Source organism: Olleya sp. KJ81-1, assembly GCF_055808135.1.
In genome coordinates this window covers 2,475,215-2,488,457 of record NZ_CM147854.1, presented here as the reverse complement: position 1 = coordinate 2,488,457, position 13,243 = coordinate 2,475,215, and the positions used below count along the sequence as shown (strand labels likewise).

The 13,243-nt window shown below is 31.6% G+C and carries 14 protein-coding genes; 9 read left to right on the top strand and 5 right to left on the bottom strand.

Translation table 11 applies throughout. The annotated features are described in order from the left end of the window. Nucleotides 1–21: 21 nt before the first annotated feature. From AC0L3M_RS11720 to AC0L3M_RS11690, 7 genes are all read left to right on the top strand, one after another. Complete coding sequence (locus AC0L3M_RS11720) at nucleotides 22–1,449, top strand: oligosaccharide flippase family protein (RefSeq protein ID WP_473430867.1); 1,428 nt, start codon at nucleotides 22–24, stop codon at nucleotides 1,447–1,449. Between the two features lie 41 nt (nucleotides 1,450–1,490). After that, nucleotides 1,491–1,925 (top strand): dUTP diphosphatase, encoded by a 435-nt coding sequence (dut, locus tag AC0L3M_RS11715; protein WP_473430866.1) that lies wholly within the window; start codon nucleotides 1,491–1,493, stop codon nucleotides 1,923–1,925. Nucleotides 1,926–2,010: 85 nt separating this feature from the next. After that, a complete protein-coding gene (locus AC0L3M_RS11710) occupies nucleotides 2,011–3,030 on the top strand; it encodes a sugar phosphate nucleotidyltransferase (protein ID WP_473430865.1) in 1,020 nt (339 codons plus the stop codon). 29 nt (nucleotides 3,031–3,059) lie between these two features. Continuing rightward, the gene (locus tag AC0L3M_RS11705) at nucleotides 3,060–4,424 is read left to right on the top strand and encodes a tetratricopeptide repeat protein (protein WP_145004780.1); all 1,365 of its coding nucleotides are present in this window, start codon (nucleotides 3,060–3,062) and stop codon (nucleotides 4,422–4,424) included. Further along, nucleotides 4,424–5,197, top strand: coding sequence for a lipoprotein insertase outer membrane protein LolB1 (lolB1, locus tag AC0L3M_RS11700; protein WP_473430864.1), 774 nt, complete (start codon nucleotides 4,424–4,426; stop codon nucleotides 5,195–5,197). The genes AC0L3M_RS11705 and lolB1 overlap by 1 nt, the downstream gene beginning before the upstream one ends. A gap of 3 nt (nucleotides 5,198–5,200) precedes the next feature. Beyond that, nucleotides 5,201–5,524: a hypothetical protein gene (locus tag AC0L3M_RS11695; protein WP_473430863.1), complete on the top strand. Its 324-nt coding sequence runs from the start codon at nucleotides 5,201–5,203 to the stop codon at nucleotides 5,522–5,524. Between the two features lie 23 nt (nucleotides 5,525–5,547). Further along, a complete protein-coding gene (locus tag AC0L3M_RS11690; RefSeq protein ID WP_473430862.1) occupies nucleotides 5,548–6,432 on the top strand; it encodes a murein hydrolase activator EnvC family protein in 885 nt (294 codons plus the stop codon). A gap of 51 nt (nucleotides 6,433–6,483) precedes the next feature. Here the strand turns inward: AC0L3M_RS11690 and AC0L3M_RS11685 are convergent, their stop codons facing one another. Both AC0L3M_RS11685 and AC0L3M_RS11680 read right to left on the bottom strand, forming a co-directional pair. Beyond that, complete coding sequence (locus AC0L3M_RS11685) at nucleotides 6,484–6,993, bottom strand: acyl-CoA thioesterase (RefSeq protein WP_028282450.1); 510 nt, start codon at nucleotides 6,991–6,993, stop codon at nucleotides 6,484–6,486. Nucleotides 6,994–7,127: 134 nt separating this feature from the next. Further along, on the bottom strand, nucleotides 7,128–8,063 hold the full coding sequence (locus tag AC0L3M_RS11680; protein ID WP_473430861.1) for an HU domain-containing protein: 936 nt from the start codon (nucleotides 8,061–8,063) through the stop codon (nucleotides 7,128–7,130). A 106-nt stretch (nucleotides 8,064–8,169) separates the two neighbouring features. Here AC0L3M_RS11680 and dprA point away from each other — a divergent pair, with 106 nt between their 5' ends. Beyond that, on the top strand, nucleotides 8,170–9,273 hold the full coding sequence (gene dprA / locus AC0L3M_RS11675; RefSeq protein ID WP_473430860.1) for a DNA-processing protein DprA: 1,104 nt from the start codon (nucleotides 8,170–8,172) through the stop codon (nucleotides 9,271–9,273). A gap of 8 nt (nucleotides 9,274–9,281) precedes the next feature. Here dprA and trpS read toward each other — a convergent pair whose 3' ends face one another. After that, nucleotides 9,282–10,250, bottom strand: coding sequence for a tryptophan--tRNA ligase (trpS, locus tag AC0L3M_RS11670; protein ID WP_473430859.1), 969 nt, complete (start codon nucleotides 10,248–10,250; stop codon nucleotides 9,282–9,284). A 78-nt stretch (nucleotides 10,251–10,328) separates the two neighbouring features. Here trpS and AC0L3M_RS11665 point away from each other — a divergent pair, with 78 nt between their 5' ends. Further along, nucleotides 10,329–11,066: a lysophospholipid acyltransferase family protein gene (locus AC0L3M_RS11665; RefSeq protein ID WP_473430858.1), complete on the top strand. Its 738-nt coding sequence runs from the start codon at nucleotides 10,329–10,331 to the stop codon at nucleotides 11,064–11,066. An 80-nt stretch (nucleotides 11,067–11,146) separates the two neighbouring features. Here AC0L3M_RS11665 and AC0L3M_RS11660 read toward each other — a convergent pair whose 3' ends face one another. Then, nucleotides 11,147–12,697, bottom strand: a complete 1,551-nt coding sequence (locus AC0L3M_RS11660; RefSeq protein WP_473430857.1) for a hypothetical protein — start codon at nucleotides 12,695–12,697, stop codon at nucleotides 11,147–11,149. After that, nucleotides 12,697–13,239, bottom strand: coding sequence for an RNA polymerase sigma factor (locus AC0L3M_RS11655; RefSeq protein ID WP_292948741.1), 543 nt, complete (start codon nucleotides 13,237–13,239; stop codon nucleotides 12,697–12,699). Before AC0L3M_RS11655 ends, AC0L3M_RS11660 begins: the two co-directional genes overlap by 1 nt. Between the last annotated feature and the right edge of the window lie 4 nt (nucleotides 13,240–13,243).

Sequence of the window (13,243 nt, the reverse complement as noted above, 5' to 3'; positions counted from 1 at the left end):
TAATTCAAATTGTAATATACCTTGAGCGTACTAAAAAAGTTTTTTAAAGACACAATTATTTATGGTTTAGCAACTGTATTACCTCGTCTTATGAATTTTGTTTTGGTGCCTCTTCACACAGGTAACTTAAAAACCACAAGCTTTTCTGATAACACAACCTTTTATATTTACGCTGCATTTTTTAATGTAATGCTTACCTATGGAATGGAAACAGCTTTCTTTAGATTTTTTACAAAATCTAAAGAAAAGGACAAGATATTTTCTACTACGTTTATCAGTTTAGTTGTTACTACTTTTTTGTTTTTAATAGCGATGCTACTTTATAGTCAACAACTATCTAGTATGTTTGGCATTTCTCAAAAGTATTTTAATTTATTAATTGGTGTCATTGTGTTAGACACATTGGTAGTGGCTCCTTTTGCGTATTTACGTGCAACAGGACGACCAATTAAATTTGCAGCAATTAAAATTAGTAACATATTAATTTATGTTTTGCTTAATTATTTTTTCCTTTGGTGTATTCCAAAATTTAATATGTCTTTTTCTTGGTATGACACTTCAGACTTAGTCCAATATATATTTGTCGCAAATTTGGCAGCAAGTGCAGTAACATTATTATTGTTGTTACCTTACTTTTTCAAAACCAAGTTATACTTTAGTAAGACCATTTTTAAACAATTAATTAATTACGGTTGGCCAATTATGGTTGCTGGTTTGGCTTATGTTATTAATGAGAATTTTGATAAATGGATTATACCTAATTTATTAGACAAGGACATTAATGGTGCTTACAGTGGTTGTTACAAAATAGCAATGTTCATGACTATTTTTATACAAGCCTTTAGGTTAGGTGCAGAGCCTTTTTTCTTTTCTCATGCAAAAGAAAAAAACGCGAAACAGACCTACGCTTTAATCATGAAGTATTTTGTAATAGCAGGTAGCTTAATGCTTGTCTTTATAATTGCTTATTTAGATATTTTTAAAGCCTTGTTAGTTACAGATTCTAGTTATTGGCAAGCCATACAAATCGTACCAATAGTATTATTAGCTAATTTATGTTTAGGTATTTATTTTAACTTAGCTATTTGGTACAAACTTACAGACAAAACCAGATACGGTATGTACTTGTCTATTGTTGGTGCAATTGTTACAATTGGTTTAAATATTACTTTAATACCCAAATTTGGTTTTATAGCAGCAGCTTGGACAACTTTGGTAGCTTATGGGATTATGATGATATTATCTTATTTATTGGGACAAAAACATTATCCAGTACCTTATAATTTAAAGCAAATTTTAGGCTACTTATTTATGGCTATAGCGCTATCTATTGTAGCATTAAGTACAAAAGCCAACTATTACATTAATACTATTATAGTTTTAGTATTTTTGGGTTTAATAGTTCTTTTTGAAAAGAAAGAAATAAAACGTTTATTAAAAAGAAATTAAATTAACCTGAAAATCAGGTTAAACAGAAAGAAGTAAACAGTATGCAAATTAAAATAATTAATAAATCCAATCATGCATTACCACACTATGAAACCATAGCGTCTGCAGGAATGGATTTAAGAGCCAATATTACTGAAGCAATACAACTGCAGCCTTTACAACGTACTATCGTTAAAACAGGCTTGTTTATTGAATTGCCTATAGGATTAGAAGCTCAAGTTAGACCTAGAAGTGGTCTTGCAGCAAAAAACGGAGTGACCGTATTAAATGCACCAGGAACAATAGATGCTGATTACAGAGGAGAAATTGGTGTTATTTTAATAAACCTTTCCAACGAAGATTTTATAATCCAGAATGGCGAGCGTATAGCACAATTAGTAATTGCAAAACATGAACGTGCAGAATGGGTAGAAGTACAAACACTTTCTGAAACCGATAGAGGTGAAGGTGGATTTGGTAGTACAGGCACAAAATAAAAGCTCTGTAAGCCAAAAATTTAATTTAAAATAAAATATTAGTTTAACTATAACAAGATTCCTGCTTAGGTAGGCATTTAATAACATGAAAATAATAGTTCCTATGGCAGGACGAGGTTCTCGTCTAAGACCACACAGTTTAACAGTACCAAAACCTTTAATTCCAGTAGCAGGACAACCAATAGTCCATAGATTGGTTAAGGATATTGCTAAAGTTTTAAATCAACCCATTACAGAGATTGCTTTTGTTTTAGGCGATCCAGCTTGGTTTGGTGACGACGTGGTATCTAGCCTAAAGGATTTAGCAAAAAGCTTAGGTGCTAAAGCATCTATTTATAGACAAGACCAACCTTTAGGGACAGGTCACGCTATAATGTGTGCAAAGGATTCATTATCTGGTCCTGCAGTAATTGCATATGCAGACACGTTAATTAGGGCAGATTTTAATTTGGATCCAGAAGCGGACGCTGTAATTTGGGCTAAGCAAGTCGATCAACCGGAAGCTTATGGTGTTGTTAAGCTAAACGATAATAACGAAATTATTGAGCTTGTTGAAAAACCAGAACAGTTTGTTAGCGATTTAGCTGTTATTGGTATTTATTATTTTAAAGAGGTAAGCCAACTTAAAAAGCAACTTCAAACTGTTTTAGATAACAATATTATACATGGTGGAGAATACCAAATTAATGATGGTATTAAAGGGATGATGTCTGAAGGTAAAGTATTTAAAACAGGTGTTGTTAGCGAGTGGATGGACTGCGGAAATAAAGCCATTACCTTAGAAACTAATCAACGCATGTTAGGCTTTTTAAAAGCAGATGGAGAAGAACAGTTAGTGTCAGACACGGTTAAAACCGAAAATGCAACCATTATTGAACCGTGTTACATTGGCAAGAATGTAGTGCTTAAAAACACAACTATTGGACCATACGTTTCGGTTGGAAACAACTGTGTTATTGAAGACTCAATCGTTAAAAATAGTCTAATACAAAACCATACGTCTATTAAAAATGCTAATTTAGACGAAGCTATGATTGGTAACCATGTTAAGTTTGATGGAAAATTCACCAAAATTAGTATAGGAGATTATTCTGTATTAGAATAAAATTTAAAGCAAAGCGAAGCGTCAAATTAATGAAAAAACAAGGTTACATACTACTTATCATATTAGGGATATTTCTATTTCCGCAGGTTAATACTGCGCAAATTGATTTTGACAAAAAACCTGATGATGATTTAGGAGATGTTTCAGACGCTTACCAAGAATACTTTTTTGAAGCCCTAAAACAAAAAGGAATAGAGAACTACCAACGTGCTATAGATAACTTATTAAAGTGCATAGAAATTGATGATTCTGAAGCTATTTTATATTTTGAATTAGGTAAAAACTATAACCAACTTAAAAACTTTGGTGCAGCAGAGGATGCGCTAAAAACAGCTGTCAACAAAATTCCTGATAACGAGTGGTTTTTAGATGAATTGTATAGTACTTATATTCATCAAAAAGAATATAAAAAAGCCATAAAAACAGTTAGGCAACTAGTTAAGTATCATCCAGATTATAAAGAAGATTTGGCTAATATATATATGCAAACTGGAGATTTTAAAGAGGCACTTAAAATTTTAGATGAATTAGATGAAGAGCTTGGTATTAATAAGGATCGTGACTTGCTACGTAACAGGATTTATAACGCAACAGGTCGTAAAAAAGATCAAATTGAAAACCTAGAAGAACGAGTAGATAAAAACCCAGACTCTGAAGACACCTATTTAAGATTAATTTATCGTTATAGCGAAAGTGGAGACACCAAAAAAGCATTTGAAACCGCAAAAAAATTATTGGAAGTTAACCCTAAATCAGAGCTAGTACATTTAGCTTTGTATAAGTTTTATTTAGAAGCTGGAGAAAATGAAAAGGCTATCCAATCCATGAAAGTCACATTGCAAAGCTCACAAATTAACCCAGAATCTAAAATCAAGGTATTAGCAGATTTTGTAAAATTTGTCAGCATAAATCAGCAATACGAGCAAGATTTGGTAGAGGTCACGTCCATGCTTACTAAAATAGAATCCAGCGGAAAAACTTTAGTAGAGTTGGCACAGTATTATTTAGTAAAAGGCGAAAAGCAAAAAGCATTAAATTTTTACGAGCAAGCGTTACAGAAAGAAGAAGAAAACTTTGGTATTTTACGAAACATTATTTTACTTCACATAGACTTATCACAGTTTGATCAAGCACATCAAAAAAGTGAAGAAGGTTTAGAGGTTTTTCCTTCGCAACCCGTTTTATATTTAGCAAATGGTGTCGCTTTAAATTATTTAAATCGTCCTAAAGACGCAATAAATAGCTTGGAAGTAGGTGTGGATTATATAATTGAAGACCCAAAAATGGAGATTGATTTTTACAAGCAGTTAGCCAAAGCTTACACTGCTACTAACAATTTTTCTAAAGCAAAAACGTTTACAGATAAAGCAAAAAAACTAGAAGGTTTAAACTAATGGCATTTAAAACACGCATATCTTTTGTAATACTATTAATCACTATAGTAGTATCTGGCTGTAAAGGGTCTAAAACTTTAGTGACTAATGGAACGATAGACACTAAACTATCAGTCAAACAACTTATTAAAAATAGTACAAAAGCTAATATAGATTTTACGTCTTTAACAGGAAAGCTAAAAGTAGATTACACACAAAATCAAAAATCAAAAGGTGTGTCTTTAAGCTTTAGAATGGAAAAAGATAAAACCATTTGGATGAGTTATTTAGGGATTGCAAAAGTACTTATTACGCCAGTAAGAGTTGCGTTTTATAACAAATGGGATAATACTTATTTTGATGGTGATTTTGCTTATTTAAGTAACCTACTAGGTACAGATTTGGATTTTAATAAGGTGCAAAATATGCTATTAGGTCAATCGCTTTTTGACTTAAACGATGATAAATATAACCTGTCGGTTAATGACAAATCCTATATTTTACAGCCTAAAAAACAACGCGAACTATTTGAGTTGTTTTTATTTGTAAATCCGTCGCATTTTAAAATGGACGCTCAAGAAATCTCTCAACCTAATGATAAGCGCATTTTACATATTGATTATTTAGCTTATCAAAAAGTAGATGACAAAACCTTACCTGAACTAACCAAAATACTAGCAATAGAAGATGAAGAGCAATTGGAAATTAATCTAGAGCTTAAGTCTGTAAAATTAAATGAAGACGTACGTTTTCCTTTTACTATACCTTCTGGCTATAAAAAAATAGAGTTGTAATTTATGAAGTATCGTCAATTACTATTACTAGTTTCTTTTTTTGCAATATTAGGCACAACTTCCGCTTTAGCGCAAAAAAATAAAATTGATCAATTAGAGGCTAAACGTATTGAAATTAAAAACCAAATAAAGCAAATCAATGCTTTACTGTTTCAAAACCAGTCCAAGCAAAAAAGCCAAACAACACTAATTGAAGACTTAAATTACAAATTAAGTGTTAGACGTAACTTGATTAAGGTTACCAACCAACAAGCTAATTTGATTAACCGAGAAATTGCTGTAAACCAAAAAAAATATCTGGATTACGTGATGAGTTGGTTATTTTAAAGGACAATTACGCTAAAACAATTTTGAATACTTATAAAAATAAAAGCAGCCAAAGTCGTGTTATGTTTTTATTGTCTTCCAACAATTTTAGACAAGCTTACAAGCGTTTACAGTACATGAATCAGTACTCTAAATATCAAAAGCAACAAGGAGAAAACATCAAAGAAAAAGCATTAAAACTTCAAAATTTAAACCTTGAACTTGGTAAACAAAAAGCAGCTAAAGATAAGTTGATTGCAGAGAATAGAGAGGTGCAAAAAGCTTTGGAGGAAGACATGAAGCAACATGAAACCATCATGGCTTCTATTAAAAAAGATTTAAATAAGTATACTGCTCAGATTAAAGAAAAGCAACAAGAAGCAAGAGAGGTTGATCGCGAAATTGATCGTATTATTAAAGAGGCTATTGCAAATTCTAACAAAAAAGCTGGTACAAAAACCACAACAACTAAAGCGTCTAGTACGTTTGCATTAACTCCTGAAGCAAAACTATTAGCAGCCGATTTTTTAAGCAATAAAGGTAAATTAGTTTGGCCTGTAGAAAAAGGTTTGGTTAAAGTTAAATATGGTGTACAACGTCATCCAACAGATGCGTCATTAACTATAAACAGTAGTGGTGTGCGTATTGCTACAGAGCAAAATGCTATTGTTAGATCTGTTTTTAAAGGAGAAGTTTTAAAAATTATAATTCAAAAAAGAGGTAATCCTACGGTTTTAATTAAGCATGGTAATTACATCTCTGCTTACCATAATTTAAAGAAAATATCCGTTAAAACAGGTGATAAAATAGTAACCAAACAAGAAATAGGAGAGGTATTTACTAATAGTGAAGGCGAAACACTTTTATGGTTTAGTTTGTATAAAAATGATGCTTCAGTGGATCCAGCAGAATGGATTTATAAGATGTAAAACGTGTAAAAACAAAAACCCAATGCAAAGCATTGGGTTTTTTATTTAATGTTATTCAAACAAAGCTTTAAGCTCTGTAGCATCGTTTGGTTTAATTTTTCCCGCTAGTAGTAAACTTAATTGTTTACGTCTTAAGGCAGCAGCAAAACGTTCTTTTTCTAAGTCAGTTTCTGGGATTAATTCTGGTATTGCAACAGGTGTTCCAGTTTCGTCCACTGCAACAAAAGTATAAATAGCTTCGTTTGCTTTAGATCGGTTTCCAGACTCTCTGTCTTCTACCCAAACATCAATAAATATTTCCATTGAGGTTTTAAAGGCTCTAGATACTTTAGCTTCAACTGTAACTACACTTCCTAAAGGGACTGCTTTGTTAAAAGCAACATGGTTTACAGAAGCAGTGACTACAATACGCCTTGAGTGTCGTCTTGCGCTTATACTTGCTGCACGATCCATTCTAGCTAGTAATTCGCCACCAAAAAGGTTATTTAAAGGATTAGTTTCACTTGGTAAAACTAAATCTGTCATTACGGTTCTAGAGTGTTCAGCTGTTCTTGCGTTCATCATAATTTTTTCTTTTCAGGCGCAAAGGTAAACTGATTTTAAGATTTAGTTAGTGCATTTTAGAATAAATTAAGAATTAAAAAACCTCGTAAATTTACACTTACGAGGTTTTTAATATACTTAATTGCTTAGTTTTAGTCCAAAGACTTAATTAATAACCAAGCGTCTTTGTTCTGTTCTGTTCTTATACTGTTTAAAGCGTTATTAGCCTCTTCTCTGGACGTATAACTTGCATAAGCTACTTGATGTAGACCATATTGGTTTACTCCAACTTTACGCGCTTTAAAACCTTGTTCTTGTAATTCTGCAACTTTCTTATCAGAGTTTTCTTCGACTCTAAAAGCACCAGCAACAATATGATAATTTCCTGTTTGCTTATTTACATTTAAAGTAATAGCAGGTAATGGGTTGCTAATTACAAAAGTAGCTTCTTGTATTTGGCTATCTAATTGTGTATTTGCCTCTTCTTGTGCAATTTGATTGTGTTGCGCTACTGTATTAACGTAGTTATTAAAACCAAAACCAGCTAAGCCTAAAGCAACAACTGCAATAGCAGCATACTTAAGGTATGATTTGCTTTGACGTTTTTCTGGTGTTACCGCAATTGGGATAACACGCTCAATGGTTTCGGCTTCTTCTTTGTAAACAACTCTAGTTACTGCAGGAGATACAAACTGTGATAAACCAAAAGCATCCGTTAAATAATTTAAATGGTAAGATGGATTAAATTCTATTTTACCTTCATTATTTAAAATTAACTCACCAATGTTTTCAAAACTTAACGTTTCACCTTCAACTAAATAAGACTTTAAAGACTTAACACGTTTAGATAGGTTTTGTGCAGCAGTTTCAAAAGGTATTTTTTCAACATCTGCTATATAACGTACCAATAAACCGTCGTTATTTTGTATTTGCTCGTTAAAAGACAATTGCTTTTTAGGAGGATAAAAGGCATTGGTACTATCGTGTACTTGCGCAGATTTACGTTGTGTTAAAAACGATCCAAATTCTGGAACCGTAACACAATCATATCTGTATAATAAATCGCTTATGTAATGTTCTAATTGCATAGTAACAAAGTTAGAAAATTTTAAAAACCAATAAAATTTAGTGCGTATTAGTTATTAACAGACTTAAATTTCTTTTCTTGTAGTTTCAAAATCAGTGCAATAAAAAATGAATGACGACCAATTACGCTATATTTTAGCCTTACAACACGTCTCTAAAATAGGAGATACTACCGCAAAAAAGCTAATTAACCATTGCGGAAGTGCAGAAGCTGTGTTTAAAGAAAAGAAACAAAACCTTTTAAAAATTGATGGTATAGGCGAAATTATTTTAAGTGAATTATATCAATCCAGTCATTTTGAAGAAGCGGATAAAGAACTAAAATTTATTAATGACGAAAACCTAAAACATCACGTATTTACTGATCCGACATATCCATCAAACCTAAAACATTGCATCGATAGTCCTATAGTCTTGTTTGAAAGCGGAAACATTAACCTTAATAATAAACATATTATTAGTATTGTTGGAGCCAGAAAAATCACCACATCAGGTATTGCATTTTGTGAAAAATTAATTGAAGAGTTAGCCATATATAAACCAATTATAATTTCGGGATTTGCTTATGGCACAGATATTACAGCACATAAAGCTGCCATTAAAAATAAATTACAAACTATAGGTTGTTTAGCACATGGGTTAAACCAAATTTATCCAAAAGTGCATAAAAAGTACGTTGCAGAAGTTGAAAATAATGGAGGCTTTTTTACTGACTTTTGGAGTAGCGATACTTTTGATCGTAACAATTTTTTAAAAAGAAACCGCATTATAGCAGGTATAAGTCAAGCAACCATAGTAATTGAATCTGCAGAAAAAGGCGGAAGTCTGGTTACAGCAGATATTGCAAACTCATATAACAGAGATGTTTTTGCAGTCCCTGGACGTGTCACAGATAGTCAAAGTATTGGTTGTAATAATCTAATTAAACAACAAAAAGCGCATTTGCTATCTACGCCTTTAGATGTACCTTATATTTTAAACTGGCAATTAGATAACTTACAAAAACCTCCTGTACAAAAGCAGTTGTTTATTGAGTTAGATCCTGACGAAAAGATGGTGTATAATTACCTGAAAGAAAATAATAAGGCGTTGTTAGATAGTATTGCTATTAAATGTAATATGCCAACCTATAAGCTAGCTGGCATATTACTTAATATGGAATTAAAAGGTGTGGTAAGACCACTTCCCGGAAAATTATTTGAGGTTATTTAGATATTATATTAATACCCAACTTTTGCTCTAACTCTTGCTAATACATCATTAGCAATTTGCCTAGCTTTTTCAGCTCCTTTTTCTAAAGCAGCATCTACTTCATGTAAGTTAGCCATATAATGGTTGTAACGTTCACGTTCCGTTTTAAAAGTAGTTAACATTAACTCATACAATGCTTGTTTAGCATGACCATAACCATAATTACCGTTTTCGTAATTAGCTTTCATGGTTTCAATTTCGCTCTCCGAAGCTAATAATTTATATAAAGCAAAACAGTTGCAAGTTGACCAATCTTTAGGAGCTTCTAACGGTGTGCTATCTGTTTCAATACTCATTATTTTTTTACGAAGTTGCTTTTCTGGTAAAAAGATGTTAATGTAATTGTCTCTACTTTTACTCATTTTTTCGCCATCTGTACCAGGAATAAGCATAGTGTTTTCTTGCAGTTTTTCTTCTGGTAAAACAAAAGCTTCGCCCATTTTTGCATGAAAACGAGAGGCTACATCTCTAGTAAATTCGATATGCTGAAGTTGGTCTTTACCCACAGGGATAACTTCTGCATCATACAGTAAAATATCTGCAGCCATAAGCATTGGGTACATAAATAAACCAGAGTTTACGTCTTCTAAACGGTCAGCTTTATCTTTAAAACCATGTGCTAATTGCAATCTATTAAAAGGAAAAAAACAGTTTAAATACCAAGCAAGTTCTGTAACTTGAGGGATATCACTTTGTCTGTAAAACACTGTTTTTTCTATGTCTAATCCAAAAGCTAACCAGGTTGCAGCAACAGAGTAGGTATTGTGTCTTAATTCTTCTGCATTTTTAATTTGTGTTAAGGTGTGCAAATTTGCTATAAACAAATATGATTCGTTATCACTGTTTTCTGATAATTTTATAGCAGGTAAAATTGCACCTAGTATATTACCTAAATGTGGTGTTCCTGTACTTTGAATTCCTGTAAGTATTCTTGCCATGATTAAATTTAATTCTGAACAGCAAAGGTACTTTTTTTAGTAGAATACCTCAATTAATTTAGTTAGTTTTGACAGCAAATGATAGTATTTAAGTATATTTTTTGGGTATTATATCGTATTTGGTTCTACATATTAGTAGCAATACCAATTATAATACTATTTCCGTTATTGATTGTTTCTATTTTAAAAGAATCTTGGTATCCTTATTTTTTCAAATTAGCTCGTATTTGGGCTAGATTTATTTTAATAGGTATGGGATTGCCAACTAAAACAGAGTATTTGCAAAAACCGGAACGTAACAAGAGCTATATGTTTATAGGTAATCACACCTCTATGCTAGATATTATGTTAATGTTGGTTACTGTTAAAAATCCTTTTGTTTTTGTTGGAAAAGCTGAGTTGGCTAAAATACCATTGTTTGGATTTTTTTATAAAAGAACATGCATATTAGTGGATAGAAATAGCGTTAAGAGTAGGCAAGCAGTTTTTTTAAGAGCGCAAAGACGACTTAAACAAGGGTTAAGCATTTGTATTTTTCCTGAAGGGTTAGTCCCAGAAGAACATATAATATTAGACCAGTTTAAAGATGGTGCTTTCCGTTTAGCGATAAACCATAAAACGCCTATTGTGCCAATAACTTTTGCAGATAATAAAAAACGTTTTTCTTATACTTTTTTTAGTGGTGGACCAGGAGTATTAAGAGCTAAAGTGCACCATTTTATACCCACAAATGATTTAACTATAGAGGATACTGAATCTTTAAATAAAAAATCTAGAGAGATTATTTTAAAGCAATTAGAGATTTATAACGCATAAAAAAAGCTGCTCTTGGCACAGAGCAGCTCTTACAGTATTAATTCCCTACTTAAAGGGACACTTAAAAACTAAATCAATACTTAAAATCTATAACTAAACCCTGTGTAAACTCCTATAATATAAGGATTGAAGTTTCCAGAGGTGTTGGAAAATGCATTTAATTGATATTTAAAGGTTGGTTCAAAATTAAAAATTACAGATTCTGAAAATTTATAATTTAAACCCACACCAAAATTGGCACTAAAACTTAAGTTGTTAATATTATTAGCGCTACCAATCTCCATTTTAAAACCATCAAATTCTGAAACCAGTTTATTATCATCTAAAACAAAAGTGCTTAGACCTCCAATTAGGTTCAAGCTAAATTGATTATTAACTACAGCATATTCAATTTCTACAGGGACTTCGTAATAAGATATTCTTTGACTAAGCCCAACATTTTTGATTAAACTGGAGTTGTTGTTACCCAATAGCAAGCTATTACTACTTATAATATTGATTGATTGGTTGTTTTCTGGATTAAAATCTATGTTTCTAATGTCTTTAGGACTAGGATTGGTACTAACGTTTTGATATACAATAACGTCGTCTGTGTCGTAGCTTAAATTTAACTTATTAATACCTGATCTAATAGTTAATTTATCATTTAAAGTATAACCTACTTTAACGCCATAACTTGTATTAACCTCTCCTGATTTATTGTTTTTGTTAAACTGCTCATCTATATGTGATCCTTCTCCAAATGCATTGTAATAAACAGGCGCAATGTTAGCATAAACATTCCACCTGTTATTAGCCTCTTCTTCTTCTTCTTTTTCAATAAGGTCTTCAATAGCTTTATTATTTGCAAGTGCATCTTCAATAGATGGTTTTTGCTGTTGTATAGTATCCTTTACAATAGTGTTTGTTGCTATGTTTTCTTGAGTTATAGCTTTAATTATATTGTCTTTGGTCGTAATATTAGTAGGTTGTTTTATAGGATTCACCTGGTTTTTAACTACAGATTCTTGTAATTGTTTAGTTTGATTATCTGTTGCTGTTTTGTTTGAAGAAACTGAGAATTTATTTTTTGGAATAGTATAATTACCGTTTGTTACCTTATTGTTGTTCTGAATAGTGTTAGTAGCAATAGAAGACTTGGTATAGTTTGAAGCTGATTGCTGTTGGATTAAATTAGCTTTGTTGTCTTTTTTGCTATTACCTTTAATTTTCGTGTTTTTAGGGTCTTGGTTATTAGTAACTATAGTGCTGTTGTCTTTGTTTATAGTTTCTGATGCATCAGTAGTTGCTTCATTAATATTGGATTTATTTTGTTCCAGCTTTTGCTTTTCATTTAAAGTTGAGCTGTTTTTTATGGTGTTGATATTTGGACTTGGATTATCTACTGTTGTTTTTGTATTTACAGCAGAAGGACTACTAAAAAAGGTGCTTCCTAAAACTAAAAGTAAGACAAATGAGGCTGCAATACCACTTAATTTTAACCACAACGGAAGGATAGCAATAGGTTTGTTATCTTCCTCTTCTTCTTTTAATTTTGAATGTATATTCTGCCAAACCTTTGGGTCGGGTTTAGCTTCAAAATCCTTGAATTTTTCCTGAAATAGGCGATCTATATTCTTTTTACTACTCATTATAACAATTGGGATTTTTGTCCCGTTTTATAGGCTACTATTTTTTCTTTTAATAATTGTCTAGCTCTAGCTAAATTTGATTTTGTTGTTCCTGTTGTTATTGCAAGCATTTCTGCAATTTCTTTATGCGAATAACCGTCTAAAACATATAAATTAAAAACCAAGCGATACCTATCTGGTAACTCTTGTATACATTGCAATAAAAAATCTATCCCAACATCTTCGTCATCTATGTCAATGCTTTCGTCAATTATAGCTTCTTCATTAATTATTTCAAAAACTTTTTGACTTCTGTAGCGTTGCATTATGGTATTAATGGTTATTCTTTTTAACCAACCTTCAAAACTACCTTTGTTTTTATATTGTTTTATTTTTGCAAAAATGGTTATAAATGCATCTTGTAAATTATCTTCAGCTTGCGCATAAGAGCTTGAATACTTTAAGCTAACAGAGAATAATTTGCTTGAAAAAAGCTGGTATAATTCGCTTTGCGCTTTAGTATCATTAGACTTACATTTATGTATGAGTTGTTCTAAACTCAAATTT